This is a genomic window from Lentibacter sp. (assembly GCF_965657785.1).
In the GTDB taxonomy this organism is placed as follows: Bacteria; Pseudomonadota; Alphaproteobacteria; order Rhodobacterales; family Rhodobacteraceae; genus Lentibacter.
This window is the reverse complement of sequence record NZ_CBFHPP010000022.1, coordinates 1-25694: the sequence shown is the minus strand read 5'-3', so window position 1 is coordinate 25694 and position 25694 is coordinate 1. Positions and strand designations below refer to the sequence as shown.

At 57.4% G+C, this 25694-nt stretch carries 25 protein-coding genes and 1 tRNA gene; 14 read left to right on the top strand and 12 right to left on the bottom strand.

What is annotated here, in order from left to right; all coding sequences use genetic code 11:
- Positions 1-59 precede the first annotated feature (59 nt).
- The gene (gene parC, locus ACTF58_RS11240; protein WP_438992069.1) at positions 60-2399 is read right to left on the bottom strand and encodes a DNA topoisomerase IV subunit A; all 2340 of its coding nucleotides are present in this window, start codon (positions 2397-2399) and stop codon (positions 60-62) included.
- Between the two features lie 169 nt (positions 2400-2568).
- Here parC and ACTF58_RS11235 point away from each other — a divergent pair, with 169 nt between their 5' ends.
- Positions 2569-3129 (top strand): SH3 domain-containing protein, encoded by a 561-nt coding sequence (locus ACTF58_RS11235; protein ID WP_438992068.1) that lies wholly within the window; start codon positions 2569-2571, stop codon positions 3127-3129.
- Between the two features lie 38 nt (positions 3130-3167).
- Positions 3168-3998: an SDR family NAD(P)-dependent oxidoreductase gene (locus ACTF58_RS11230; RefSeq protein ID WP_438992067.1), complete on the top strand. Its 831-nt coding sequence runs from the start codon at positions 3168-3170 to the stop codon at positions 3996-3998.
- Here ACTF58_RS11230 and ACTF58_RS11225 read toward each other — a convergent pair.
- Positions 3934-4893: a DMT family transporter gene (locus ACTF58_RS11225; protein ID WP_438992066.1), complete on the bottom strand. Its 960-nt coding sequence runs from the start codon at positions 4891-4893 to the stop codon at positions 3934-3936. The two genes, ACTF58_RS11230 and ACTF58_RS11225, sit on opposite strands and share 65 nt — an antisense overlap.
- A gap of 208 nt (positions 4894-5101) precedes the next feature.
- Here ACTF58_RS11225 and ACTF58_RS11220 point away from each other — a divergent pair, with 208 nt between their 5' ends.
- The 4 genes from ACTF58_RS11220 to ACTF58_RS11205 all read left to right on the top strand — a co-directional run bounded on the left by ACTF58_RS11220 (position 5102) and on the right by ACTF58_RS11205 (position 8003).
- Positions 5102-5296 carry a twin transmembrane helix small protein gene (locus ACTF58_RS11220; protein ID WP_438992065.1) on the top strand — a complete coding sequence of 65 codons (195 nt, stop codon included), beginning with the start codon at positions 5102-5104 and terminating at the stop codon, positions 5294-5296.
- A gap of 13 nt (positions 5297-5309) precedes the next feature.
- Complete coding sequence (locus tag ACTF58_RS11215; RefSeq protein WP_438992064.1) at positions 5310-5882, top strand: cob(I)yrinic acid a,c-diamide adenosyltransferase; 573 nt, start codon at positions 5310-5312, stop codon at positions 5880-5882.
- 436 nt (positions 5883-6318) lie between these two features.
- Entirely contained in the window at positions 6319-7077 is a 759-nt protein-coding gene (locus tag ACTF58_RS11210) for an electron transfer flavoprotein subunit beta/FixA family protein (protein WP_438992063.1), read from the top strand.
- The gene (locus ACTF58_RS11205) at positions 7077-8003 is read left to right on the top strand and encodes an electron transfer flavoprotein subunit alpha/FixB family protein (protein ID WP_438992062.1); all 927 of its coding nucleotides are present in this window, start codon (positions 7077-7079) and stop codon (positions 8001-8003) included. The genes ACTF58_RS11210 and ACTF58_RS11205 overlap by 1 nt, the downstream gene beginning before the upstream one ends.
- Positions 8004-8076: 73 nt before the next feature.
- On the opposite strand, the gene ACTF58_RS11200 is transcribed toward ACTF58_RS11205, so the two are convergent.
- The 7 genes from ACTF58_RS11200 to ACTF58_RS11170 are packed head-to-tail and all read right to left on the bottom strand — an operon-like array spanning position 8077 to position 13484.
- Positions 8077-8952 (bottom strand): lysophospholipid acyltransferase family protein, encoded by an 876-nt coding sequence (locus ACTF58_RS11200; protein WP_438992061.1) that lies wholly within the window; start codon positions 8950-8952, stop codon positions 8077-8079.
- Between the two features lie 32 nt (positions 8953-8984).
- On the bottom strand, positions 8985-9263 hold the full coding sequence (locus ACTF58_RS11195; RefSeq protein WP_438992060.1) for an HPr family phosphocarrier protein: 279 nt from the start codon (positions 9261-9263) through the stop codon (positions 8985-8987).
- Between the two features lie 25 nt (positions 9264-9288).
- Positions 9289-9675: a PTS sugar transporter subunit IIA gene (locus tag ACTF58_RS11190; RefSeq protein ID WP_438992059.1), complete on the bottom strand. Its 387-nt coding sequence runs from the start codon at positions 9673-9675 to the stop codon at positions 9289-9291.
- A complete protein-coding gene (gene rapZ, locus ACTF58_RS11185; RefSeq protein WP_438992058.1) occupies positions 9672-10586 on the bottom strand; it encodes an RNase adapter RapZ in 915 nt (304 codons plus the stop codon). Before rapZ ends, ACTF58_RS11190 begins: the two co-directional genes overlap by 4 nt.
- A gap of 21 nt (positions 10587-10607) precedes the next feature.
- Complete coding sequence (locus ACTF58_RS11180) at positions 10608-11012, bottom strand: HPr kinase/phosphorylase (protein ID WP_438992057.1); 405 nt, start codon at positions 11010-11012, stop codon at positions 10608-10610.
- Positions 11013-11061: 49 nt separating this feature from the next.
- Positions 11062-12741 carry a sensor N-terminal transmembrane domain-containing protein gene (locus ACTF58_RS11175; protein ID WP_438992056.1) on the bottom strand — a complete coding sequence of 560 codons (1680 nt, stop codon included), beginning with the start codon at positions 12739-12741 and terminating at the stop codon, positions 11062-11064.
- A 41-nt stretch (positions 12742-12782) separates the two neighbouring features.
- The gene (locus tag ACTF58_RS11170) at positions 12783-13484 is read right to left on the bottom strand and encodes a response regulator transcription factor (protein ID WP_298804175.1); all 702 of its coding nucleotides are present in this window, start codon (positions 13482-13484) and stop codon (positions 12783-12785) included.
- A 345-nt stretch (positions 13485-13829) separates the two neighbouring features.
- Here ACTF58_RS11170 and ACTF58_RS11165 point away from each other — a divergent pair, with 345 nt between their 5' ends.
- Complete coding sequence (locus ACTF58_RS11165) at positions 13830-15428, top strand: phosphoenolpyruvate carboxykinase (RefSeq protein WP_438992055.1); 1599 nt, start codon at positions 13830-13832, stop codon at positions 15426-15428.
- A 70-nt stretch (positions 15429-15498) separates the two neighbouring features.
- Here ACTF58_RS11165 and ACTF58_RS11160 read toward each other — a convergent pair whose 3' ends face one another.
- A complete protein-coding gene (locus ACTF58_RS11160) occupies positions 15499-16269 on the bottom strand; it encodes a TSUP family transporter (RefSeq protein ID WP_438992054.1) in 771 nt (256 codons plus the stop codon).
- Positions 16270-16418: 149 nt separating this feature from the next.
- Between ACTF58_RS11160 and ACTF58_RS11155 the strand changes: the two genes are divergently transcribed.
- Entirely contained in the window at positions 16419-18086 is a 1668-nt protein-coding gene (locus tag ACTF58_RS11155; RefSeq protein ID WP_438992053.1) for an acyl-CoA dehydrogenase family protein, read from the top strand.
- A gap of 174 nt (positions 18087-18260) precedes the next feature.
- Here ACTF58_RS11155 and ACTF58_RS11150 read toward each other — a convergent pair whose 3' ends face one another.
- Positions 18261-19931 carry a sulfatase-like hydrolase/transferase gene (locus ACTF58_RS11150; RefSeq protein ID WP_438992052.1) on the bottom strand — a complete coding sequence of 557 codons (1671 nt, stop codon included), beginning with the start codon at positions 19929-19931 and terminating at the stop codon, positions 18261-18263.
- Positions 19932-20043: 112 nt separating this feature from the next.
- Entirely contained in the window at positions 20044-21924 is a 1881-nt protein-coding gene (locus tag ACTF58_RS11145; RefSeq protein ID WP_438992051.1) for an acyl-CoA synthetase, read from the bottom strand.
- A 191-nt stretch (positions 21925-22115) separates the two neighbouring features.
- On the opposite strand from ACTF58_RS11145, the gene ACTF58_RS11140 reads away from it, so the two are divergent.
- From ACTF58_RS11140 to ACTF58_RS11115, 6 genes are all read left to right on the top strand, one after another.
- The gene (locus ACTF58_RS11140; RefSeq protein ID WP_438992050.1) at positions 22116-22997 is read left to right on the top strand and encodes a carbon-nitrogen hydrolase family protein; all 882 of its coding nucleotides are present in this window, start codon (positions 22116-22118) and stop codon (positions 22995-22997) included.
- Positions 22998-23078: 81 nt separating this feature from the next.
- Positions 23079-23297: a translation initiation factor IF-1 gene (infA, locus tag ACTF58_RS11135; protein WP_008186030.1), complete on the top strand. Its 219-nt coding sequence runs from the start codon at positions 23079-23081 to the stop codon at positions 23295-23297.
- Positions 23298-23299: 2 nt separating this feature from the next.
- Positions 23300-23875 carry a Maf family protein gene (locus ACTF58_RS11130; protein WP_438992049.1) on the top strand — a complete coding sequence of 192 codons (576 nt, stop codon included), beginning with the start codon at positions 23300-23302 and terminating at the stop codon, positions 23873-23875.
- On the top strand, positions 23872-24906 hold the full coding sequence (locus ACTF58_RS11125; protein ID WP_438992048.1) for a ribonuclease E/G: 1035 nt from the start codon (positions 23872-23874) through the stop codon (positions 24904-24906). Before ACTF58_RS11130 ends, ACTF58_RS11125 begins: the two co-directional genes overlap by 4 nt.
- A complete protein-coding gene (locus tag ACTF58_RS11120; protein WP_438992047.1) occupies positions 24903-25085 on the top strand; it encodes a DNA gyrase inhibitor YacG in 183 nt (60 codons plus the stop codon). Before ACTF58_RS11125 ends, ACTF58_RS11120 begins: the two co-directional genes overlap by 4 nt.
- 84 nt (positions 25086-25169) lie before the next feature.
- Positions 25170-25244 (top strand) — tRNA-Phe (locus tag ACTF58_RS11115).
- Positions 25245-25694 lie beyond the last annotated feature (450 nt).

Here is a 25694-nt window from a genome sequence, read left to right as displayed (position 1 = left end):
GAGCTTAACCAAGATTATGAAGGCCATAGGGCTAATCACGCAAGTTATATTGCGTTTATTCAGTCAAACTTCATATTACGTGGGAAGCCGTAGGGTGGGCGTTTGCCGACCCCTGCCCGCTTGCCGAGCCAGTCAGACAGGTCGGGTTCTGTGCGGGTTTTACCGCCACCCATCGCCCAGCTGAGGCCCTCGGACCACGTGAATGTGGTCAGATCAGAGAGGCCGCCATCAAGCTCAAGCGCGCCCTGCTTGCCGCGGGCCATGTTATACTTTTGCAAACGCACGCCTTTGCCACGGCCCAGCTCGGGCAGCTCGCTGGCAGGGAAGACAAGGAACTTGCCGTTCTGGCTGACGATGGCGACATGATCGCCTGTGAGCGGTTTACAGATCATGGCGCGGGCATCGTCTTTGACGTTGAGCACTTGCTTGCCTGATTTGGTCTGGGCGAGAACATCGTCTTCGGGGACAACAAAGCCGTTGCCCTCGGAGGAGGCGAGCACAAGCTTGCGCCCTTTTTGGTGCACAAAGAGCGAGACGATTTCGACCTCATTGGGCAGATCGACCATCAGGCGCAGAGGCTCGCCCATGCCGCGACCGCCCGGGAGATTGGCCGCGCCGAGCGTATAGAAGCGCCCGTTGGAGCCCATCAGAACGATCTTGTCGGTCGTTTCGGCATGGAAGGCAAAGCGGGCTTCATCGCCGTCTTTGAACTTCAGCTCGCGGGTGAGATCAATGTGGCCCGACATGGCGCGGATCCAGCCCATTTTGGAGCAGACCACTGTGATCGGTTCTTTCTCGATCATCGCCTCAAGCGGCACGTCTTCGACTTCGCCTGCCTCGGCAAAGAGCGTGCGGCGGGTGCCGCCTTCATAGTCTTTGCCAAAGGTTTTCTTGGCAAGCTTGAGCTGATCGGCAATGGCGGCCCATTGCAGGCTGTCGCTGTCGAGCAGGTCTTCAAGGCCTGCGCGCTCTTCCATGAGCTTGTCGCGCTCGGCCACAAGCTCCATCTCTTCGAGTTTGCGCAAGCTGCGCAGGCGCATATTGAGAATCGCATCGGCTTGCGCTTCGGTCAGCCCCTCGTCCGCGCCAGCCTTGGGCGACACATAGTCACGCTCATCTGTGGCGCGCACGAACGTCTGGCCCCAGTCTTCGCGCATCAGCGCGGCCTTGGGCTCTTCGTCATAGCGGATGATATCAATCACGCGGTCCAGATTGAGGAAGGCAATGATAAAGCCTTCGAGCACCTCAAGGCGCGCATCAATCTTTTCCATCCGGTGCTGACTGCGGCGGATGAGGACCTCGCGGCGGAAATCAAGAAAGGCGCGCAGCACCTCTTTCATCGAGCAGACCTTGGGCGTGACGCCGTCGATCAGCACGTTCATATTGAGCGAGAAGCGCGTCTCCAGATCGGAGTTGCGGAACATCATGTTCATCAGAACGTCAGGGTCGACGTTCTTTGAGCGCGGCTCGAGCACAAGGCGGATGTCTTCAGCAGATTCGTCACGCACATCGCCGAGGATCGGGATTTTCTTGAGCTGGATCAGCTCGGCGATCTTTTCGATCAGCTTGGATTTCTGGACCTGATAGGGGATTTCCGTGATCACGATCTGCCAGAGACCGCGCCCGAGGTCTTCGACCTGCCATTTGGAACGCAGGCGGAACGAGCCGCGGCCTGTGCGATAGGCTTGGGCAATATTCTCGCGCGGCTCGACAATTGTGCCGCCGGTCGGGAAGTCGGGGCCAGGCACGAAGCCAAGCAAAGTGTCGTCGCGCGCATCGGGCGTTTTGATCAGATGCAAGCAGGCGTCGACCAGTTCGGCGATATTATGCGGCGGGATATTTGTTGCCATGCCCACAGCGATCCCTGTGGAGCCGTTGGCGAGGAGATTGGGGAAGGTCGCAGGCAGAACCGCAGGCTCTTCCAAGCGTCCGTCATAATTCGGGCGATAGTCGACCGCGTTTTCGGCCAGACCCTCGAGCATAGATTCGGCGACGACGGTCATCCGCGCTTCGGTATAGCGCGCGGCGGCGGGGTTATCGCCGTCAATATTGCCGAAGTTGCCTTGACCGTCCACGAGCGGATAGCGCACGTTAAAGTCCTGTGCGAGGCGGGCCATGGCGTCATAGATCGCGGCGTCGCCATGCGGGTGGAAATCACCCATTGTGTCGCCAGAAATCTTTGCAGACTTGAGAAAACCGCCTGTTGAACTGAGGCGCAAGCGGCTCATCGCATAAAGGATACGGCGGTGAACAGGCTTGAGACCGTCACGGGCATCGGGCAGCGCGCGGTGCATGATCGTGGAGAGCGCATAGGTGAGATACCGCTCGCCAATGGCGCGGCGCAGCGGCTCTAGGTGCTCGACCTCGGGCGTGTCTTCATCATCGATCAAATCGCTCATGGGGCGTGTGTAAAGGCTTTCGCAGGCGGATTGAATCCCAAAAATGCCTGTTGACGTGGCATTTATACAAAGCGGGGAAAATCAAACGCGGATTCTCCCCCCTTTACTCTCGCGAATCGTGTAGGGTGATGGCATGGGTTAATCGTGTTTGTTTAGGGGGTTTGGCCAAATGTGGCGCTTTATTCTGGTTACGTTCGGATTTTTGTTTGTTGCTTTTTATCAATTGAGTGGTGGCGCGGATTACACGCCAAAAGACGGCTCACGCCAGTCTGTGGCGGCAGAACGCACTCAGGCAGCCGAGCAAAAGCGCCTCGCCTTTCTGCAAGCCAAGCCCAAAGCGAAGGCCCCTGCCCCCGTTGCCTCTGACGTCATAACAGGCGGAGAGGCCACCCTTGTTTTGGCCTCCGCTGGCGGAAGCGCTTTGCCCGCGCAAAAACCGCTCGCAATCACCCTACGCACGCCTGTGATTGATCTGGAGAAGGCCGAAAGCCTTATCGATGTTACAGCGAACGCCGCATCGGATCTTGAGGAAGACGACATCCGCGAAGTGACTGGCAACCGCGTCAATCTGCGCCGTGGCCCTGGAACAAATTTCAACACTGTGGGCCAGCTTCTACGCGGCGACAAAGTGCGTGTTCTCTCTGAGGAGAACGGCTGGACCAAGCTGCGCGTCGTCGAGACGGGGCGGATCGGCTATATGGCCGACTTCCTTCTGACAGAGGCGAACTGAGGCTTGCCAGCCCCCTGCACGGCACGTAAGCGGGCTATATGAACAAAACAATTTTGATCACCGGCTGCTCCTCGGGGCTTGGCTATGATGCGGCGCACGGGCTCAAGCTGCGCGGCTGGCGTGTCTTTGCAACCTGCCGCAAAGAAAGCGATTGTGAGCGGCTCAGAGGCGAAGGTCTGGAGAGCTTTGTGCTTAATTATGCCTCAAGCGAGAGCATTGACGCCGCTGTGGCCGACGTGCTTGCGCGCACGGGCGGAACACTTGATGCGCTTTACAACAACGGTGCTTTTGCGCTGCCGGGCGCTGTGGAGGACTTGCCGCGCGCGGGCTTGCGCGAGATATATGAGACAAACCTCTTTGGTGTCCACGAGTTGAGCTGCAAGATTATCCCTGTGATGCGTGCGCAGGGGCATGGGCGGATTATCAACTGCTCTTCCGTGCTTGGCCTTGTGCCTATGCGCTGGCGTGGGGCCTATTCCAGCACGAAATTTGCGCTGGAAGGCCTCACCGATACGCTGCGGATCGAGATGCGCGACACGCCGATCCATATTATCACGGTTGAGCCAGGCCCGATCACCTCGGACATTCGTAAAAACTCGATCGCGCCCTTTGAGCGGCACGTCAATTGGCAGGCCTCGCCACGGCGGGCGCAATATGAAGAGAGCTTGCTCAAGCGCCTTTATACCCCGAGCGACGGGCCTGACCGCTTTGAGCTGCCAGCCTCGGCCGTCACCAAAAAGCTCGTCCACGCTTTGGAAAGCCCGCGCCCGAAGCCGAGGTATTTTGTCACGACACCGACCTATCTTATGGCGGCGGCGCGGCGGCTTTTGCCGACACGGATGCTGGACTGGCTGATCGCGAAGAGCTGAGACGGCGCTCGCGCCAGACGATAAACAGCCCGCCCGCGGCTATGAGAAGCGCACCGGGGAAGAGATCGGCCCATGGCGCTTCATTGTAAAAGAGCCAACCGAGGGCGAAGGCCATCGGGATACCGAAATAGCTGAAGGGGGCGAGATTGCTCTGCTCTGTCATGCGGTAGGCCATGACATAGAGCAGCACAGCGACCCCGCCAAAGCCGCCCATGAGCGCGATCCACGCCAGATCTCTATAGCTTTGCAGCGGGCTAAACCCGCCCCAGAAAAAGACCAGCACAAGAGAGCCAAGCAGGGCCGCGCTGGCAGAATAGACATTCACCAGCGGTGTGACGACATCCTCGTCAAAGAGGCGCGCGGTGATGGCTGTTGTGGCATATAGCGCGGCGGCACCGAGGGGTAACAGCGCAGCCGTGCCAAAGGCCGCGCTGCTTGGCCCGACCACGAGGATGACGCCGAAAAAGCCAATGAGCACCGCAAGCCAACGCATCGGGCCGACTCGCTCGCCGAGGAGCGGCCAAGCGAGGGCTGTGGCAAAGATTGCCGACGCATAACTCAGGGTTGAGGCTGTTGCGAAGGGCATGAAGACAAGCGCGCCGTAAAACATAAGCTGTGCAAACGACACAAGCAGCCCACGCAGAAGGCCGAGCTTCCATTGGCGGATTTTCCAGCGCTTGCCTGTGCTCTGCCAGCGCGCCGAGGCATAGAGCGCGATCAGGCTGGGCACGAGCCCAAAGACATTGCGATAGGCCGACAGCTCGGCTGAGCTATAGCGCGGCGAGAGGTGTTTGATGATGAGGCCCATCAAATCAAAGAACAGCAGTGCCGTAAGACACAGAAGAATGGCGAGAACAGTGTTATCGCCCGCGCGGGGGCCTGAGGGCTGTGTCATGGCGCGAGGTTAAAGCGTTTCCAGGAAAATCTGCAACACAGCTTTTCCTGGAACACGCGACAGATGCGCAGGGTGCGAGGGTTTCATGTCATTCTCTGACCCTCACATGAAACGTTTTAGCGGCAATCTGACCCCCTCGCCAGATTTGCCCTCGTAATTTTAACAAAAACCTCTAGATGGGAAGAAAGCTAATAAAGGGGGCCAAGTCATGGCTGGTGATCCACTTTTTCTTGTGACGGCTGTAGCCTGTGTGGCTGTTCTGATCATTTTGATGATCGGGGTTGGCGGCTTTGCCAAGGGCGGAGAGTTTAACCGCAAACACGCAAACCGCATCATGCGTTGGCGGATCGGAGCGCAGTTTATTGCTGTTGCGTTGATCCTGCTTTTTGTCTGGCTGCGCTAGAGAGGCTAAAATTATGGTTGTATTAAACAAAATTTACACTCGCACGGGCGACCGTGGTGACACGGCTTTGGGCAATGGCTCACGGGTCGCGAAACACTCGGCGCGCGTGGCCGCATACGGCACATCCGACGAGCTAAACGCCACAATCGGCGTGGCGCGCTTACACGCTGAGGGCGAGATGGACGCCGCATTGGCGCGCATCCAGAACGATCTTTTCGATCTTGGCGCTGACCTTTGCACACCTGATATCGACAAGGACGATGAGGCCGAATATCCGCCCCTTCGCATGATCGAAGAGCAGGTGAAGCGCTTGGAAGCCGAGATTGACGTGATGAACGCCCATCTCGAGCCGCTGCGCAGCTTTATCTTGCCTGGTGGATCGGCATTGGCGGCGCATCTTCATATTTGTCGCACGGTGTCCCGCCGTGCCGAACGCAAGACAACCGAACTGGCCTCGACCGAAGAGGTCAACGAATGGGCGGTGAAATACCTCAACCGCCTGTCGGACTGGTTCTTTGTTGCGGCGCGCCACAGCAACGACGGCGGCAAAGCCGATGTGCTCTGGGTTCCGGGCGCGAACCGCTAAAAGCGGCGGAGCTTCCTGTGGAAGCACCGGCAACCGGAAGGGCGGAGCCCAGGCCCGAAGGGCGGGCGCGAACCGCTAAAAGCGGCGGAGCTTCCTGTGGAAGCACCGGCAACCGGAAGGGCGGAGCCCAGGCCCGAAGGGCGGGTGCGAACCGCTGAGAGCGGCGGAGCTTCATTTTTCTGACAATCCAAGCGCCCCGTGCTGACGCGGGGCGTTTTCTTTTTGAAGCGCGCTGTTTTGCACAGAACTGCGGCGCAAAAAACCTGCGTCGTAATATTTTTGCAAAGATCAGCCCCGAAAAAGTCGTAACGCGGCGTCTCTGAGACAAAACGTGACGATTTTGCCCTGTTATGCCCTCAAGCGAGGCGATATTCAGGCCAAGGAGAATAAGGAGTCGCGACAGCGGCCAAATGAAACCTTAAAGGAGTGACCGCTAATGAAGGTGCTTGTGCCCGTCAAACGCGTGATCGACTACAACGTGAAAGTTCGTGTTAAAGCGGATGGATCGGGTGTTGATCTTGCCAACGTAAAAATGTCGATGAACCCGTTCGACGAGATTGCCGTGGAAGAGGCCATTCGCCTCAAGGAAGCTGGCAAAGCGGACGAAGTCATTGCTGTGTCTATCGGTGTGAAGCAAGCGCAGGAAACGCTGCGCACGGCTCTTGCGATGGGTGCGGATCGTGCGATCCTTGTGGTTGCAACGGAGGATGTTCATCAGGACATCGAGCCGCTCGCTGTTGCCAAAATTCTCGCCAAAGTCGTGGAAGAAGAGCAGCCCGGGATCGTGCTTGCGGGCAAGCAGGCGATCGACAACGACATGAACGCGACGGGGCAGATGCTTTCGGCGCTTCTCGGTTGGTCGCAAGGCACATTTGCTTCCGAGCTTGACGTGCAGGGCGACAAAGCAGTTGTTACGCGCGAAGTGGACGGCGGCTTGCAGACGATCAATGTGACGATGCCCGCCATCATCACGGTTGATTTGCGCCTCAACGAGCCGCGCTATGCGAGCTTGCCCAACATCATGAAAGCCAAGAAGAAGCCGCTGGATGAAAAGACAGCTGCGGATTACGGCGTCGATGTTGCGCCGCGTCTGGCTGTTGTTTCGACAACAGAACCAGAAGCGCGCAAGGCAGGCGAAATTGTTGGCTCGGTTGACGAGCTTGTGGCGAAACTCAAAGAAGCGGGGGCAGTATAATGTCGGTTCTTCTTCTCGCAGAAGTAAACAATGGCGAGCTTGCCATGGACGCAACGGCCAAAGCTGTGACAGCGGCGGCCAAGCTCGGGGATGTCACGGTTCTGGCGTGCGGCGCATCTGCTGCGGCAGCGGGCGCGGCAGCGGCGACCATCAAAGGCGTGAGCCGCGTGCTCGTGGCCGAAGATGCGAGTCTCGGCCACCGCCTTGCGGAGCCAACGGCAGCGCTGATCGTCAGCCTTGCAGGCGATTACGAGCATATCGTTGCGCCAGCGACAACAGACGCCAAGAACGTGATGCCACGGGTTGCGGCGCTTCTGGATGTGATGGTGATCTCTGACGCGTCAGGCGTTGTGGACGGCGACACATTCGAGCGGCCAATTTATGCGGGCAACGCGATCCAGACGGTGAAATCCTCAGACGCCAAAAAAGTCATCACCTTCCGCACATCAACCTTTGATGCGGCGGAGACAGGTGGCTCGGCAAGCGTTGAAACCATCGCGGCCGTTGCAGACCCTGCGCTTTCCTCATGGGTTGAAGACAAGGTCGCGGCCTCTGATCGCCCCGAGCTGACCTCGGCTGGCGTTGTTGTCTCTGGTGGCCGTGGTGTCGGCTCGCTGGATGACTTCAAGATGATTGAACAGCTCGCCGACAAGCTCGGCGCCGCTGTTGGCGCCTCGCGCGCAGCTGTGGACTCTGGCTATGCGCCGAACGACTGGCAAGTGGGCCAGACGGGCAAGGTTGTTGCGCCTGAGCTTTACGTGGCTGTGGGGATTTCTGGAGCGATCCAGCACCTCGCGGGCATGAAAGACAGCAAGATCATCGTGGCGATCAACAAAGACGAAGAAGCGCCTATCTTCCAAGTCGCAGACTACGGCCTCGTCGCGGATCTGTTTACCGCTGTGCCTGAGTTGATGGAAAAGCTTTAAGAGGTGCGCCCATAGGGCAAATCCTACGGAATGAAGAAGGCCCGCTGATTTGGCGGGCCTTTTTTATGGGGTCTTAGTCTTTCAGAGACAGCGTGTGCTCGCGCAGCCAGCTCATAAAGCCGCGCGGGTCTTTCTCTAGAAGTTCCATTTGCGCGTCAGTGAGCGGCTCGCCCACGACGGGTGCTTGGTTTTTGTTGCAAGCGTGAACGACTTCGTGGAGCAAGAGGCCCTGGCGCAGGGTGGCGGAAATGCGATTGGCGATCTGGTAGAGGCGCGAATTGGAGCCAGGGTAGAATATCGGAACGACGCGCGCGCCAGAGCGGCGGATCATCTGGGCTGTGAAGACGTTCCATTCGCGCTCGATGACGGGGCCAAAGGCTGTATCGGAGGAGGCCACGACGCCTGACGGAAACAGCGCGACAAGACCGCCTTGCTTGAGGTGCGCCATAGCGCGCGCGCGCATTTCGACAAACTTTTTCTGCGCATCATCCTCATAGGGAAACGGCACAGGGATCATATATTCGGTCGCGGCCTCATCAATCCCTGTGAGCAGAGCGCGCGTGAGAATGCGGTAATCATTGCGCACGCGGCCAACAAGATCGGCAAAGATCATCCCGTCCACGAGGCCGTGCGGGTGATTGGCGACAACGACAACGGGGCCGTCTGTGGGAATACGATCCAGTTGTGACTGTGGCGTTTTAAGCTCAATGCCCATGACTTTGAGCACAGCGGGCCAGAAGGCTTGGCCTGTGGGCGGGCCTTGACGCTCGAATTTGCGAACAAGCCGCAGGATCGTCAACTTGCCAGTGAACCATTCGATTGTCTTAATGATCAAAGCCTTGGCGGGGCTGTCAAAAGAGTTGGCATAGGTGAGCGAGCGGCGGTCGTAGGTGTTTGTCACCACGCCCTCTTCGGTCACAATCGGTTTGTTTTGCGTGTGCTCTACCAATGCTCGCCCCGGGCTTTCTTGCGCGTTTGCGCCTACATATCTTCTCCGAAGCGATCTGCCACCAAGGCTTCCAGCGCAGTCGCAAGAGCCTCGGCATCAGGGCCTGAAGTCTCGACGTCAATAGAGCTTCCGCGCGCGGCTGCCAACATCAAAAGTCCCATAATGCTATCGCCGCTGGCGCTCATGCCATCTTTTGAAACTTCGGCACGGGCATCAAAGCCTTCGACCACTTCGACGAGCTTGGCAGACGCGCGGGCGTGAAGGCCCTTTTCATTGATGATTTCCAGTCGCTTTTGATGTGTCCCCGACATCTACGTGCTCCTTATATATTTGAGCTTATGTAATTTGTTGACTGTCTATGTATTTGCGCCCTGCATCAAGTGCGAGGCGCACGGCATCTGGCACGGATTTATGGCGTGATTTTGCAAGTTTTACGAGCATGGGCAGGTTGGCGCCGTAGAGAATGCGACGATTGTCGCAGCGACAGGCCATCAGCGAGAGGTTGGAGGGCGAGCCGCCGAACATATCAGTGACAACCACAACGCCTTGGCCCTGATCGACACTATCCGCCGCAGCGCAAATTTCGATTTCTTTGCCAGCGCGGTCGCAATCGGCTTCTATCGTCACGGCCTGCACGCCCTGTTGGCGGCCCACGACGTGCTCGACAGCCGCAAGATACTCCGCAGCCAATCCGCCATGTGCGACTATCACAATCCCGATCACGCGTTTTTTTCCTCTTTTGGCGGCGCGTCGGGCAGCTTCATGCCATGCGCTGTTCGCTCCAGTTCGCGGTGTCTAATTGACACTTGCCAGCCTTGCTCTGCAAGCTCTTTCGCCAATCTTTCCGCTAGGGTAACCGATCTGTGACGCCCGCCTGTGCAGCCGAATGCAAGGGCGAAATGGGTTTTGCCCTCCGCGCGGTAGGCGGGCAGAAGCTCGAGGGCAAGGCCCCTGATCCGCTCTAAAAAACTGTCAAACCGCGGATCGGCTTGCACATAGGCTTGCACAGTGCCCTCTCGTCCATCTGCACCGCGCAGGGCCATATCCCAATGGGGGTTGCGCAGAAAACGGGTGTCGAGGACCATATCAGCCCCTCTTGGCAAGCCGCGTTTATAGGAAAACGACTGGATCAGAACGGAAAGATGCAGCCCCTCCTCACCGCCAAAAAGGCGGCCAAGCTCGTTGCGCAAATCATGCGGGGAAAACTCGGAGGTATTGATCAGGATATCGGCGCGGCTGCGCACGGCCGCGAGCATATCTGTCTCGCGGCTGATGCCAATGGCAGGGTCTTCGCTTGGCGCGAGGGGATGGCGGCGGCGGGTCTCGGAATAGCGGCGCAGAAGGATGTCTTCGGAACAGTCCAGATAGAGAAGCTCGGCGTCAAAGCCATGCAGCGCAATGGCCTCTTCAAGCGCGTCAAGCAGCGCCGCAGCCGAAAAGTCACGGTTGCGCACATCCAGCCCGAGGGCCAGCGGGCGGGTGAGCGGCGGACCATCGAGCAAACGCCCGATCAAACTCAGGGGGAGGTTGTCTATGGCTTCATAGCCCAGATCCTCAAGCACATTGATCGCAGTGCTGCGCCCTGCCCCTGAAGGGCCTGTGACGAGGATAAGTTTTTTTTGCGTCGCTTCCACGCGGAGCCCCTTTCAAGGCTGTCAGGCAATGCGCCCCTGCTTAAGATATTGCAAAATCGCGGCGGGAAAATGGCTCCCCTCGGATTTGTGAACACTCGGAAACAAAATACCCATCAGCGGTTCGGTGCGCAGGGGCGGCAGTCTTTCGGATTCTATTGTGTCAAGATTGACGAGAAGAGCAAGGGCTGTTGGCGCAGCGGCGGGGGCTTTTAGAATTCCGACAAAGCGCGCCTCGATCTGGCCCTGAATGGCCTCGGGCGCGGAGGCAATCAGGCTTTCGCCGTCGCGGGTCAGGATCGTGCAGTCATCAGAAACCAGCTCGGCGCCCAGCGCCATGAGCTGTAGGGCCAGGCCAGATTTGCCTGTGCCTGACGCCCCCGTAATCAGAACAGCGCGGCCCTCATAAGCGACCGTGCTGGCGTGCACTGTGAGTGTTTCGCACGGGGGCAACGGGGGGTGCGGTTGGCTCATGCGCTCAGACAGGCAGGCCGACGACAAAGCGTGCGCCAAGGGGTTCGGAGGTGACGTCGGCATCGGTCGGGCGGATATTTTCAGCCCAGATCACCCCGTCATGGGCTTCGACGATCTGCTTTGAAATCGCAAGCCCAAGGCCTGAGTTGTTGCCGAACTGTTGTTCGGGGCGCTCGGAATAAAACCGCTTGAAAATTTTGGTGAGCGCTTCCTCAGGGATCCCTGGCCCTGTGTCTTCGACAACGACCAGCACACGGTTTTCGCGCTGTCGCGCCCAAACGCGAATGGCGTCGCCATCTTCGCAGAAGGAAACAGCATTACTGATCAGATTGACAAAGACCTGTGCGACACGGGCCTCAAGACCGCTGAGCAGAATAGGCTGCTTGGGCAGGTCTGTGATAAAGTCGATGCCTTTGGATTTGGCATCTTCGCTGAGGAACTGGCAGAGGTTATCAAGCATCTTGAGCAGATCAAACTCTTCTTGCTCTTCTTTGACAAGCTCTGAATCAAGCCGAGAGGCATTTGAGATATCACTGACGAGACGATCAAGGCGGCGCACGTCATGGTCGATCACGCTAAGCAGCTTGTCGCGCTGGTCATCGCGCTTGGCGACCCGCAGAGTCCCGACAGCCGAGCGCAGAGAGGCCAGCGGGTTTTTGATCTCATGGGCGACATCGGCGGCGAATTGTTCGTTTGCGTCGATCCGATCATACAGCGCCGAGACCATGCCGCGCAGAGCCCCCGACAGGCGACCGATTTCATCGGGGCGCGCCGTCAGATCAGGGATACGGATACGTCCCGGGGCGACATTGCGGCTGTCACGGTCGCGGCCAAGCTCGGCGGAGGCCGCAAGATCACTCAGAGGGTTGGCTATGGTCGAGGCGAGGACAAGGCTCAGTCCGGTTGAGACAATCACACCGACCAGAAACATCTGGAGCACACGCTCCCGCTCAAGCCGCACGAGGTAGTCGATTTCGCCCGAGGTGGAGGCAAGGACAACCACGCCGACCACATCCTGCCCTTGGCGCACGGGCGTCGCGACTGTGAAGCTGCCGCCTGTATCAAGGGCATTGTTGATTTGGGATTGTCCGCCCATTGCTGCAACGACAATACTGCGTGCCATGATCTCAAGAGGCGGCTTTTCGGCCTTTCCGCCACCAACAGGGGCAGACACAAACGACCAGAGCGCATTGAGACCATCGGTCAGGTAGGTTTTAGCAGGGGTGTCATTCACGCTTTCCAGATCGGCGCTGAGGCCGCGGCCTTTCATACGGGCGACCAGCGTTTCAGCGCGGTCAAAGAGCAAAACCTCAAGACCTTCGCGCAGATCAAGCCCTTGCAGGGCGGCCTCAGGGTCGACCCCGTCGCCTGTGGCGAGATTGACGGGCGCGCCCAGAGGCATTTGGGCCTCGATCACATCGGCGACAAGCTCGGCTTCACTGATCAGGCCCTTGGCCCGCTGAAGCGCCAAGCCGTCCCGCGAGGAGTTGAGATAGAGGATACCGGCCAGCAAGAGCGACATGGCGATAAGATTGAAGGTGATGATCTTGCGCGCCAAGGGCGAGCGCCGCAACGAAAAGAAACCACGGCGCTCGCGGCGCGCGCGGATATTCTCATCAACCGTGTTGTGAGGGGCGACAAAATCATCCCCCAACACCACATCACCGTTTCGTTCTGGTGCCATGTCCCGCACCGCCATCCTCTTGGCCCCGTTCCCTGCGGCTCTTACTCTTCGTTATACCGATAACCGATGCCATACAGGGTCTCGATTGCCGAGAATGTGTCATCAACAGAGCGCATTTTCTTGCGCAGGCGTTTGATATGGCTGTCGATTGTGCGATCATCGACATAGACCTGATCATCATAGGCCACATCCATCAGCTGATCGCGACTTTTCACAAAACCGGGGCGCTGCGCGAGGGCCTGCAACAGCAAAAACTCGGTCACGGTCAGGGATACGTCTTTGCCCTTCCAAGCCACAGCATGGCGCAGCGGGTCCATCTTGAGATCACCGCGGTCCATAACCTTGGTGTCTTCTGTTTCGGGAATCACTTCACCTGCGATCGCGTCCTGACGGCGCAAGAGCGCGCGAATGCGCTCCACCAGAAGGCGCTGAGAAAACGGTTTTTTGACGTAGTCGTCAGCGCCCATGCGCAGGCCGAGCACCTCGTCAATCTCATCATCTTTGGAGGTTAGAAAAATGACAGGCATGGTCGTTTTCTGACGCAGGCGCTGAAGCAGGTCCATTCCATCCATACGAGGCATCTTGATATCAAGCACGGCCATGTCGGGGAGTTTTTTGTTAAACGCGTCCAGCGCTTGCTGACCATCATGATAGGTCTCGACCTCAAAGCCCTCGGCTTCAAGACACATTGCTACGGATGTCAGAATATTCCTGTCGTCGTCCACAAGGGCGATCTTGGACATTTCACTCTTCCTTATACTACTCATTACTGCCACAATTTTTCATCCACCATTGCCTTTTTTGGGCTTTTGATCAATCCCTTGAAGCGAATCAGTTTGCCGTGTGAGTCGATTTTGCCTCACAAAGTCCTGAGAAATGGCTAAATTGCCTCACTTTCTGCTTCAGCCCCCTTTCAGGCGACCGAGATAAAGCCACTGGTTGCGCTAAATGTGTGTTGATTGCGCTAACTGCGGCGTTGCGCCTGTTGCGACACAAAACCGTCATGTTATGAGCAACCCAAGTTTGGCCCCGTTGACGGGCGAGGCTCATTGACAAGAACTGCCGAAACTGGCGAAGGAGCATTCCGCATGACCTCAGGACGCGTAAACCCCAAATTCACCCTCGACGATCAAGGTATCACAGGGCTTGGCGCTGTTTACTACAACCTGATGGAGCCTGCACTTGTTGAGGCTGCGCTCAAGGCGGGCGAAGGCACATTGGGCCAAGGCGGCACGTTCCTTGTCACCACAGGCAAGTTCACAGGCCGCTCGCCCAAAGACAAGCACGTGGTCAAGACCGCCTCTGTGGCCGACACGATCTGGTGGGAGAACAACGCCGAGATGAGCCCCGAGGGCTTTGATGCGCTCTATGAAGACATGATCGCGCATATGAAGGGCCGCGACTATTATGTGCAGGATCTGGTCGGTGGGGCCGATCCGGCACTGGCCATCAACGTGCGCATGGTCACAGAGCTGGCTTGGCACAATCTCTTTATCCGCCACTTGCTGCGCCGCCCCGAGCGCGAGGCGCTCAACAGCTTTATTGCAGACTTTACTGTGATCAACTGCCCGAGCTTCCAAGCCGACCCAGCCAAGCACAACTGCCGCAGCGAGACTGTTATTGCGATGAACTTTGATCGCAAGATGATCCTGATTGGCGGCACAGAATATGCGGGCGAGAACAAGAAGTCGGTTTTCACCCTGCTGAACTATCTCCTGCCCGAAAAAGGCGTCATGCCGATGCATTGTTCGGCCAACCACGCCACAGGCAACCCTGTCGACACCGCCGTCTTCTTTGGCCTGTCGGGCACGGGCAAAACCACACTTTCGGCAGACCCTGCGCGCACGCTCATTGGCGATGACGAGCACGGCTGGTCAGACAAGGGCACCTTCAACTTTGAAGGCGGTTGCTACGCCAAAACCATCAACCTCAATGCCGAAGCCGAGCCAGAAATCTATGCGACCACGCAGAAGTTTGGCACAGTCATCGAGAATATGGTTTTTGACGAAGAGACCAAAGAACTTGATTTTGATGACGATAGTCTGACTGCAAATATGCGCTGCGCTTATCCGCTGGAGTATATCTCGAACGCCTCTGATACAGCCCTTGGCGGTCACCCCAAGAATGTCATCATGCTGACTTGTGACGCCTTTGGCGTTCTCCCTCCCATTGCGCGCCTCACGCCCGCACAGGCAATGTATCACTTCCTGTCAGGCTTTACTTCAAAGGTTGCGGGCACAGAGCGCGGCGTCACCGAGCCGGAACCCACATTCTCGACCTGCTTTGGCGCGCCATTTATGCCGCGCCGCCCCGAGGCCTACGGTAACCTTCTGCGCGACAAGATCGCAACGCATGGTGCAACCTGCTGGCTTGTAAACACCGGCTGGACCGGTGGGGCCTATGGCGCAGGCTCACGTATGCCAATCAAAGCGACGCGCGCTCTGTTGACGGCGGCGCTTGACGGCTCGCTCAATGACGCAACCTTCCGCAAGGATCAGAACTTCGGATTTGATGTGCCTGTGACCGTCAAGGGCGTTGACGCCGCTCTGCTCGACCCACGCAGCACTTGGGCGGACGGCACGGCCTATGACGCGCAGGCGGAAAAGCTGGTTGAGATGTTTGCCGAAAACTTCAAACAATACCTTCCGTTTATCGACGAAGACGTGAAAGCAGCCGCGATCGGCTAGGCGCGCGACAGGGGCTCCCCTGCCCTACAGACTTTAAGAGCGGCGCTTTTTTTGAGGCGCCGTTTTTGCTTCAGAGGCCCATCAGGCCTTTGCGAACCAGATTGAGACCCGCCACAAAGAGCACAATTTGCGTGAGGCGTTTGAAATTTTTCTGATCGATGCGATCATGAAGCCGAAACCCGATTTGCAGCCCGAGAAGTGCAGGCACAAGCATGGCCATGGAAAAGGGCAGTGTTTTGGCATTGAGCACGCCTGAGCCGATATGGGACACAACCAAAAGCATTGCGCCAAGGCCATAAATGATCCCTTGAATGCGAAGGCTCTCTTTCTTGGCCACATCAAGCGCAGTGAGATACATGACGGTGGGCGGCCCCCATATCCCTGACAGGCCGCCAATGGCCCCAGCGACCCCGCCAAAGAAAGCTTCAAAGCGCTTGGGCGCATGGTGAAAGCTCGGCGACCAGCCCAAGAGTTGAAGCCCTGTAAAGAGGCTCACAATGACCCCGATGGACAAGAGCATGAGATGGGAGGGGATAACACTGACAAGCTGGGCGAAGCCCAAAAGGAACATCCCACCCACCAGAAGAAATATCTTGAAGCGTTTGATCGCGCCCCAGACCTCGCCTGCACCATGGCGAAAGGCTTGCTGAAGGTTGGTAGCTACTGTGGGCAAGATCAGCGCAGCAAGCGCCAGCTCGGGGGCGAGAAAGCTTGAAAGCCCCGAGATCATGATCATCGGCATCGCGAAACCAACCATGCCTTTGACGACACCCGCGAGAAGTGTCACACTGAGCGCGAGACTGAAAAGAGCGGGCGTGAGGCCTGAGAAAAATATATCCATTTAGCGGTCTTACGCCTCAAGTTTTCAAAATACACGCGTAATTTTTGATCACTTTGCCGCACCCGCACGTAGCAATATTGCGCTGCACCTGCATAATAGATAGACACAATTAACCCGACAAGAAGGCTGATTCACTCATGGACGGACATATGACAATGGCACAAGATACGCTTCTCCCAAATTTGCTGACTTTGACAGGCGCGGCTGTGGCCCCTGCCGAGGCGATTTTGGAGCTGGCCGTCTCACGCGTTCGAGCGGATGTGAGTGCCGACGGTCGTGTATCGGCACAGCTTCTGGAAGAGAACCAAACCGCTGGCCACGGGCTGGCTTGGCTTGCCACATATGTTGAAAGCCTGCGCCAGATGCAGAAATGGGCCGAGGGCCTAGAAGCCAAAGGCCAGTTTGGCCCGATGGAAGGCCTCATTCACCAGATCGCCTTTGGCGAATACCTGCACCAGATCGCAGGCGGCATCCCGATGAACCAAGGCGAAATCCTCAAGCTTCAGGACATGGGCCTTGGCTGGGACGCCCTCTCAGGCTTTCAATGCGATGAAATCCAAACCCTGATGAGCAAAGGCAACACACAGGACGCGCGGATGGCGCTTGTCGCTTTGATGCAAGAGGGCAAGGCCGAAATCACCTTCGGCAAGACCGGCCTTGAGGACGAGCTTGAGATGATCCGCGAGCAATTCCGCCGCTATGCAGTGGATAAAGTTGCTCCCTTTGCACATGAATGGCACCTCAAGGACGAACTGATCCCGCTAGAGGTGATCGAAGAGCTTGCCGAGATGGGCGTTTTCGGCCTTACAATCCCTGAAGAATTCGGCGGCTTTGGCCTCACCAAGGCTGCGATGGTGGTTGTGTCTGAAGAGCTGTCGCGCGGTTATATCGGCGTGGGCTCGCTTGGCACACGCTCCGAGATTGCGGCTGAGTTGATCCTCGCAGGTGGAACGCAGGAGCAAAAAGAGCAATGGCTGCCCAAGCTTGCAAGTGCCGAAATACTGCCAACAGCGGTCTTTACCGAGCCAAACACCGGCTCCGACCTCGGCGCTCTGCGCACACGGGCAGTCAAGACCGATGCGGGCGACTATGAGATCACCGGCAACAAGACATGGATCACCCATGCGGCCCGCACACACGTCATGACGCTTCTGGCGCGCACAAACCCTGACAGCACCGATCACAAGGGCCTGTCGATGTTTTTGGCCGAAAAAACACCTGGAACCGACGAAGCCCCCTTCCCCACCGAGGGCATGACAGGCGGCGAGATTGAAGTGCTGGGCTACCGCGGTATGAAAGAATACGAGCTGGCGTTTGACGGCTTCAAAGTGAAGGGCGCAAACCTCTTGGGCTCCGAAGAGGGCCAAGGCTTCAAGCAATTGATGCAGACATTTGAGGCCGCACGCATTCAAACAGCCGCGCGCGCCGTCGGTGTGGCGCAATCCGCGCTCGATGTCGGCTTACAATATGCTGAAGACCGCAAGCAATTTGGTAAGGCGCTGATCCAATTTCCCCGCGTGGCCAGCAAGCTTGCAATGATGGCTGTTGAAATCATGGTCGCGCGACAGCTGACCTATTATTCAGCGTGGGAAAAAGACAACGATCGCCGCTGCGATCTCGAGGCAGGCATGGCAAAACTACTTGGCGCACGCGTGGCTTGGGCGGCGGCGGACAATGCCCTTCAAATTCATGGCGGCAACGGCTTTGCGCTCGAATACCAGATCAGCCGTATTCTCTGTGATGCGCGCATTCTCAATATCTTTGAAGGCGCGGCAGAAATTCAGGCTCAGGTGATTGCAAGACGCCTGCTTGGCTAAGCTGGCTGGTTTTCCTCTTTCTCTAAATATCCTGGGGGGTCTGGGGGGCAAAGCCCCCCAGCTCGTCGACACGCGCAAGCGTGGCGAAATTCCTGCTTCGAATTTGCTTCGAAAATCCGACCAACTGGGGGCTTCGCCCCCAGACCCCCAGGATATTTTTGGAAAGAAAAAAGGCTAGGCCCCCTTTATCTTCTGCCATGGTATTGCGGTCTGCCCGCGATATTTGAGTGTCAGGTCTGCGTCCATATCGCCCTCTTCTGCCACGCCGATCACAATACCTTTAGTGCTACGCTGACTGCGGCGAGCGATCAAATTGTCGTGGCTGATCGTGGTCCGTTGTGAGACGCGACGGGACCATTGGTGCAGTTTTTCATAGAGCGCAGACACAACAGAAGCATGGGCAGAGCTAGTGCCGAGATCGTTCAATTCTTCTGGGTCATCTTCAAGATCAAACAGCATCGGGCGATCGCCTGTTTCAAAGTGAATGAGTTTATAGCGTTTATCAGCGACCATATACATATTGGCCTCTGTCACGCTTGCACCTGTGAGGCGGGCCACGGGCGCGCCGGAGTAGTCATATTCACAGATCACATAGTCTCGCGTGCTGTCCTGCGCGGTGCCGTACAGAAGCGGCAGGAGGCTTTCCCCCTCAAGGATATGGGGCAGCGCCTCCCCCCCTGACATTTCAAGAAAGGTCGGGGCCAGATCAATGCTTTCCACCAGCGCCTCAGAGACAGTGCCACGGGTTGCATCCGCCTCGGGGCTCGGATCATAAATGATGAGTGGGACGCGAACGCTTTGCTCATAAAAGAACGTCTTCTCGCCCAGCCAGTGGTCGCCCAAGAAATCGCCATGATCAGACGTCAGCGCGATCACGGTATTGTCCCAACGGCCGGTTTCTTTGAGCCAGTCAAACAGCCGGCCCATCTGGTCATCGACCTGTTTGATCAGCCCCATATAGGCGGGGATCACAGCGGCGCGGACATCATCGCGGCTAAAGCTTTGGCCAACAGGGGTATCCATAAAGGCTTTCAACACAGGGTGCGCCTGTTGGCGTTCTGCATCAGAGCGAACGACGGGCAGGATATGTTCAGGCCCGAACATCGAGGCATAAGGCTCTGGCACGATATAGGGCCAATGCGGTTTGATATAGCTGAGATGTGCGCACCAAGGGCCTTCAGCCTGCTCGATAAACTCCATAGCACGGCTGGTGAGATAGGGGGTTTCGCTATCGGGTTCGTCGATATTGGCGGCATAGGCCGAGTTCTTTAAAAACCATCCTGAAATTACATTGCCGTTTTCATCAAGTCCAGAATTGGCAAAATCATGCCACGGGTTATCGCTCTCATACCCTTTGGCGCGCAGCCACTCATTATAGGCCAGTGCGCCGCGTGGATCATAGCTGCCATCGGGGCCTTCGGGTTTCATCCCGTCATCGCGCTCAAAGACATCAAAGCCGCACTCAGCCACGCGCACCCCAATCACGCTGTCAGGCTCAAGCCCGAGGCGGGCCATGCCCTCGGCATCGGCTTCCATGTGCGTCTTGCCGATCAGCCAGCTGTTGACCCCAGCGGCGCGCAAGTGGTCCCCCAAGGTCTGCTCGCCGACCTTGAGGGGGATCTTGTTGTTAGATGCGCCATGGCTCTGTACATAGCGGCCTGTATAGGTGCTCATGCGTGAGGAGCCGCAAATGGGCGACTGAATATAGGCTCGGTTGAAGCGCACGCCTTGGCTTGCGAGCCAGTCGATATTGGGCGTCTGCAAATGTGGGTGCCCATAGCAGCTCAGATAATCCCAGCGCAGCTGGTCAAACATGATGAAGAGGATATTTTTTTTCTGCGTCATGACGGCGGCCCCGAAAACCAGTTGACTTCATCAACCATATTTAAAGAAAAAAATAAGGGTCGCAAGCTCTCTCCTGCGACCCTGTTTGGCTTGGGCGTCTTGATTTGATGGCTTATGATCCCCATTCCCAAGGGCGCGTAAAGCTACCAAGGACCTGTCCAACGTCTGCATCTGTTGCGCCATTGGCCGCAAGCTGGGCCACAAGCCCACGCTTTTTGTCATCAACAACCGAGACAACCCGCGCCGCAACGCCCGCCTCTTCCAGCGCGGCATTATACACCCGCGTAATCGCCGATTTGCGCAGGTCCGGCTTGAAGACCTTGCCAACCGCCGTCTTGGGCAACTCGGCGAGCACCTCAACGTGCTTGGGGAAGGCTGCGCGCTCGTGGATATGCTTTTGCGCATGGGCCATGAGCTCTTCGGCTGTCACATTCGCCCCCCCGACCAACTCGACATAAGCGCAGGGCAGCTCGCCAGAATGCGCATCTGGCTGGCCGATTGCCCCCGCAAAAGCAACATCTTGGTGGGCGAGCAGCGCGTCTTCGATTTCGGCAGGGTCAATGTTGTGACCACCGCGAATGATCAGATCTTTGGCGCGGCCTGTGATCCAGATATAGCCCTCAGGATCAATGCGCCCGAGATCGCCTGTGCGCAGGTATGTCTCATGATAGTATAGATCGGCGTTTTTGTCCGCTTCTGTGTAGGTATTGCCCGCATAGACGCCCGGCCCTGCGACACAGATCTCGCCGATTTCGTCAGGGGCACAATCGACAGGGCCCGCGCCTTTCTGGGCGATGATCTTCACGTCAGTATAGGGAAACGGAATACCCACCGAGCCGACACGTTTTTCCCCATCCACCGGATTGATGGAGACCAAAACTGTTGCTTCTGTCAGCCCGTAACCTTCAATGATTTGAATGCCTGTTGCGCTGGTGAAGCGGTTGAACAATTCAAGCGGCATAGGGGCAGAACCGGAGAAGGCGTTTTTGACCTTGGACACATCGGCATCCACAGGGCGCTGCATCAGCGCAGAGACAGCCGTCGGAACTGTGATGATGAAAGTTGTGCCCCAGCGCTCACACAGCTTCCAGAAGTTGTCAAAGACGCCGTCGCCGCGGTAGCCCGCCGGTGTGGGGAAGACAACATGAGCGCCTGATTTGACCATCGCCATCAAAATGACGTGGCAGGCAAAGACGTGAAACAGCGGCAGCGGGCACATGACGCTTTCGTATTCGTCAAACAAGAGTTCGTGACCCAGCCAGCCCTGATACACAATGCCGGAATTGAGATGCTGCGCGACTTTGGGCATCCCTGTTGTGCCGCCGGTGTGGAAATAGGCGGCGACCCTATCCACTTTTCGGTCTTCAAAGCTCAGCGTTTTGGGTTGCTTGGCGATTTCGGCGTTGAAACTCTTCACATCTGCATGGTGATTGACGTTCATCTTCGGACGCACAAGTGGCACGATCCAGCTTTTGGGCGGGGTCAGGTAGCGGTTGAGATCGACCGTTAGGATTGTGTGCACGCCAGGGGCGTGCTTGACGGCCTCTGCGGTTTTTTGTGCCACATCTGTTTTGGGGAAGTTGCGCAGGGTCACAACGACCTTGGCTTTGGTTTCGCGCAGGATTGCGCCGATTTGTTCAGCTTCAAGCAGGGGGTTGATCGGGTTGACGATCCCTGCGGTCATGCCACCCAGAAGGGCGACGGCTGTTTCTGTGGCGTTGGGAAGCACGAGCGCGACCACATCGCCCTCATTAATGCCAAGGCTGCGAAAAAGATTGGCTGCCTGACAGACCTGTTCGTGAAACGCGCTCCAGCTTAGCGTTTCTGCCTTGTCTGTCGCGCCTGATGTAAGCTGATAACTGATCGCGGGGCGATCTGGGAACTTTGCCGCCGTCGTCGCCAGCATTTCATAGACCGTGGTCGGCACATCGCGTGCACTCCACGGCATTTCATTGGTCATATCTTTGCTGTCTTGCAGTGTGCCGAACTTCATGTTGCATTTCCTCCCCATTGGCCCATTTTTTGAGCGCTCTATGAACATATAGTGTCGGGCTTTGCGTTTTCACGCAAGAGCTGCGGTGCAACGTCAATTTCGTGCGGTTTAGGGGGTTTTTTCTTTCCATGATCAGCGCAATGACCATATGCTACGGCTCCGACCCTCAGCTATATTCTGGAGCCTGCCTTATGAAGATTGCGACTGCCGCCTACCCTGTGAGCTGGTGCTCGACATGGGAGATATACGCACAAAAACAACGTGATTGGGTTATGAAAGCCTCCTCAAACGGCGCCGATCTTGTGGTTTTTCCGGAGTATGGCGCGATGGAACTGGCAGCACTGGCAGGGGAGACTGCGGCGGGCGATATCCAAGGCTCAATTGATGCCGTGAGCGAACGCCAGCCCCAGATGAACACACTCTTTGCTGATTTGGCGGCAGAATTTGCCATGCATATCCTTGCGCCCTCGGCCCCCGTGCGGGAAGCCACCCGCACCGTAAACCGCGCAGGACTGTTCAGCCCCACAGGCACGGCAGGCTTTCAGGACAAACAAATCATGACCCGTTTTGAGCGTGAGGATTGGAATGTCGCGGGCGGCGGCCCCTTGAAGCTTTTTGAGACGGCGATCGGCAAGATCGGTATTTTGATCTGTTATGACAGCGAATTCCCGCTCTTGGGGCGCGCTCTGGTTGAGGCCGGTGCCGAGATTATTCTCGTGCCCTCCTGCACAGAGGCGCTGGAAGGGTATTGGCGGGTGCGCATTGGCGCGATGGCACGCGCGCTTGAGGGGCAATGTGTCACGGTTATGTCGAGCCTGATTGGCAACGAACCCCGCCTCTTTGGTGTCGAGAGCAACTCAGGCATGGGCGGGGTTTTCGCCCCGATGGATCAGGGCTTTCCCCCCACAGGCGTTTTGGCGGAAGGGAACCTCAACAAAGCCGGCTGGACCTATGCCAGCGTTGACACCGCCAAGATCGCACACGTCCGCGCCGACGGCCATGTTCTTAATGCGTTGCATTGGGAAGAACAGGCTCCGCGCGCCTCAGATGTCACACTGGAGGCCCTGGCCTAAGAAAGGCCTTGAAAAACCGCGCTGATAGGCGCATTTAAGCCGCGCTTGCCAAGACTGGCTTGCGAAACTCTAGGAGAGACCATGGCCAAGGAAGAACTGCTCGAATTCCCCGGTGTCGTAAAGGAACTCCTGCCGAATGCGACATTCCTGGTCGAGCTGGAAAACGGCCATACGATCATCGCACATACGGCAGGCAAGATGCGCAAGAACCGCATCCGCGTTCTGGCTGGCGACAAAGTTCAGGTGGAAATGACACCGTATGATCTGACGAAAGGTCGGATCAACTACCGCTTTAAATAAGCATGAAACTGGTCCTCGGCTCAGGCAGCCCGCGTCGGAAGGAACTTCTGGCGCAAATCGGCGTTGTGGCCGATGACATTCGCCCGCCCGACATAGACGAAACGCCGCTAAAGGCCGAGTTGCCCCGCCCCTATTGTGCGCGGATGGCGCGCGAGAAGGCGTTGGCTGTGACGGCCAGCGCGGATGAGATCGTGCTGTGCGCAGATACCACCGTGGCCCTCGGGCGGCGCATTTTGGGAAAACCCGACGATGCTGCAGAAGCCGAACGCTTCTTGCGCCAGCTTTCGGGGCGGCGTCACCGCGTGATCACGGCTGTGGCTGTGAAAGCAGGCGAGCAGCTTTGGCAGCGCGACGTTGTCACCACGGTCAAGATGAAACGGCTTTCTGACTGCGAAATCGCGGGCTACCTTGCCACGAACGACTGGCAAGGCAAAGCCGGCGGTTATGCTATTCAAGGGCCGGCAGGCGCGCTCATCCCTTGGATACAAGGCTCGTTCACCGGCGTTGTCGGCCTGCCGCTTTCCGAAACTGCCGCGCTGTTACAAGCCGCAGGCTACCTGCTTTGGAGGACCTCATGAAGGGACGTCAGATTATTCTCGATCATTTCGGCGCACGCGAAGCCGCCGCCCTGATGGTCGATGGGCAACTGCATGATCTCTTGATCGATGCGGACGCCCCTCGCCCCGGCACAGTCTATCGCGCGCGCGCCACCAAGCCCCAGAAAGGCCAAGGCGGGATGTTTCTTGAAACACCTGATGGCAACGCCTTTTTAAAGCAGGTCAAAGGCATTGCCCCCGGAGATATGCTGACTGTGCAGCTCACAGGCTATGCCGACGAGGGCAAGGCCCTACCTGTCACTGGCAAGCTCATGTTCAAATCGCGTTATGCGATTGTGACACCGGATGCGCCGGGCCTGAACATCTCACGCCAGATCCGCGAAGACGAGCGTCGTGACGCTTTGATGATGATTGCCAAGGAAGAGATGGAAGGCCTTGGCTTTGGCCTGATCCTACGCTCCTCCTGTGAAGAGGCTGCCGATGAGGACATCTCTGAAGACCTTCGCGCCATGATTGATATGGCGCAGACAGTTGTGCGCGATACGGGAACCGCGCCCGAAACCTTGACCGAAGGCGACGGTCCTCATGTTCTGGCGTGGCGCGATTGGGTCGAACCCGCCGATGTTGTGACTGATGCGGGCAGCTTTGAAAGCCATGGGGTTCTTGAGGCATTAGACGCTCTGAGAGAGCCCGAAGTGCGCCTTGCGGGCGGCGCCTCACTCGCCATTGAACCGACACGCGCCCTGATTGCTGTCGATGTCAACACAGGCGCGGACGGCTCCTTTGCGGCCGGCACACGCGCCAACTTTGCCTGTGCCAAGGAACTGCCCAAACAACTGCGCCTACGCGGCCTTGGCGGGCAGATCACAATCGACTTGGCCCCAATGCCCAAAAAAGACCGCCGTGGCTTTGAAGCTTCGCTGCGGGCTGCGCTCAAAGCAGACGGAATAGACACGGTGCTCGCGGGGTTTACCCCTCTTGGGCACTATGAACTTCAGCGCAAACGCGCCCGCCTGCCCCTCAGTGAGCTGCTCGCAGGGCGACTGGCATGAGCTGCCCGATCTGCGCCAATGAGACAGATACGCGCTACAAGCCGTTCTGCTCGCGCCGCTGCGCAGACATCGACCTCGCGAAGTGGTTGGGGGGCGGATATGCCCTGCCCTCTAACGATGCAGAGGACGCAGAACACCTTCTAGACGAGATGGAAAAGCAGGCACAGAAGCCACATTGATTTTTTACGAAAAAGCCTCTGGACACCGCCCCGCCCCTCGCCTAGAACGCCGCTACCCAGATCGGTATTAACCGCATCACCCGTGCCCGGGTAGCTCAGGGGTAGAGCAGTGGATTGAAAATCCTCGTGTCGGTGGTTCGATTCCGCCCCTGGGCACCACTTTTACCAAATAAAACAATGACTTAGCCAAGCGCAATGCGCGCTAAAGTTGTGTAATTCAAAAACACACCTTAAACACACTTTTTGCCGTGTTGCTGACTATTTTGACTGCGGATTCGTTGTGTTGAACACTGTGTTGGCTAGTGCTGTGTTGCGGACACTGTGTTTGTGGAGTTTTGGGACAACATGGTTAGGGACACAGATGATGTGAGTGCTGGCTTTCCGCACAGAGCGGACCTTGGTGCATCTTGCGGCGAAGAGCTTTTTCGAGCCCCTTTACCGATTTTTGTTGTGCCGAAAAGTTCGGCTTTAGGTGGAAGCCACTGGCTCTATGATCACCTGCATAATGAAACACAGGTGATCAAATGGTTGCGTCACTCGCTACGAACGATCTCGCTGTAGTCGCCGCGCAATTGCAGGATCACAGTGATGTCGGCATCGTCACGGTTG

Bases quoted from the DNA above. Each gene is read 5' to 3' on its own strand.
- ACTF58_RS11220 (WP_438992065.1), top strand. From the start codon at position 5,102: ATGGCTGGTGATCCACTTTTTCTTGTGACGGCTGTAGCCTGTGTGGCT.
- ACTF58_RS11130 (WP_438992049.1), top strand. From the start codon at position 23,300: ATGAAACTGGTCCTCGGCTCAGGCAGCCCGCGTCGGAAGGAACTTCTG.
- ACTF58_RS11140 (WP_438992050.1), top strand. From the start codon at position 22,116: ATGAAGATTGCGACTGCCGCCTACCCTGTGAGCTGGTGCTCGACATGG.
- ACTF58_RS11170 (WP_298804175.1), bottom strand. From the start codon at position 13,484: ATGTCCAAGATCGCCCTTGTGGACGACGACAGGAATATTCTGACATCC.
- ACTF58_RS11195 (WP_438992060.1), bottom strand. From the start codon at position 9,263: ATGTCGGGGACACATCAAAAGCGACTGGAAATCATCAATGAAAAGGGC.
- infA (WP_008186030.1), top strand. From the start codon at position 23,079: ATGGCCAAGGAAGAACTGCTCGAATTCCCCGGTGTCGTAAAGGAACTC.
- ACTF58_RS11235 (WP_438992068.1), top strand. From the start codon at position 2,569: ATGTGGCGCTTTATTCTGGTTACGTTCGGATTTTTGTTTGTTGCTTTT.
- parC (WP_438992069.1), bottom strand. From the start codon at position 2,399: ATGAGCGATTTGATCGATGATGAAGACACGCCCGAGGTCGAGCACCTA.
- ACTF58_RS11165 (WP_438992055.1), top strand. From the start codon at position 13,830: ATGACCTCAGGACGCGTAAACCCCAAATTCACCCTCGACGATCAAGGT.
- ACTF58_RS11205 (WP_438992062.1), top strand. From the start codon at position 7,077: ATGTCGGTTCTTCTTCTCGCAGAAGTAAACAATGGCGAGCTTGCCATG.
- ACTF58_RS11215 (WP_438992064.1), top strand. From the start codon at position 5,310: ATGGTTGTATTAAACAAAATTTACACTCGCACGGGCGACCGTGGTGAC.
- ACTF58_RS11225 (WP_438992066.1), bottom strand. From the start codon at position 4,893: ATGACACAGCCCTCAGGCCCCCGCGCGGGCGATAACACTGTTCTCGCC.
- ACTF58_RS11145 (WP_438992051.1), bottom strand. From the start codon at position 21,924: ATGAAGTTCGGCACACTGCAAGACAGCAAAGATATGACCAATGAAATG.
- ACTF58_RS11210 (WP_438992063.1), top strand. From the start codon at position 6,319: ATGAAGGTGCTTGTGCCCGTCAAACGCGTGATCGACTACAACGTGAAA.
- ACTF58_RS11125 (WP_438992048.1), top strand. From the start codon at position 23,872: ATGAAGGGACGTCAGATTATTCTCGATCATTTCGGCGCACGCGAAGCC.
- ACTF58_RS11230 (WP_438992067.1), top strand. From the start codon at position 3,168: ATGAACAAAACAATTTTGATCACCGGCTGCTCCTCGGGGCTTGGCTAT.
- ACTF58_RS11155 (WP_438992053.1), top strand. From the start codon at position 16,419: ATGACAATGGCACAAGATACGCTTCTCCCAAATTTGCTGACTTTGACA.
- ACTF58_RS11160 (WP_438992054.1), bottom strand. From the start codon at position 16,269: ATGGATATATTTTTCTCAGGCCTCACGCCCGCTCTTTTCAGTCTCGCG.
- ACTF58_RS11150 (WP_438992052.1), bottom strand. From the start codon at position 19,931: ATGACGCAGAAAAAAAATATCCTCTTCATCATGTTTGACCAGCTGCGC.
- ACTF58_RS11120 (WP_438992047.1), top strand. From the start codon at position 24,903: ATGAGCTGCCCGATCTGCGCCAATGAGACAGATACGCGCTACAAGCCG.
- ACTF58_RS11175 (WP_438992056.1), bottom strand. From the start codon at position 12,741: ATGGCACCAGAACGAAACGGTGATGTGGTGTTGGGGGATGATTTTGTC.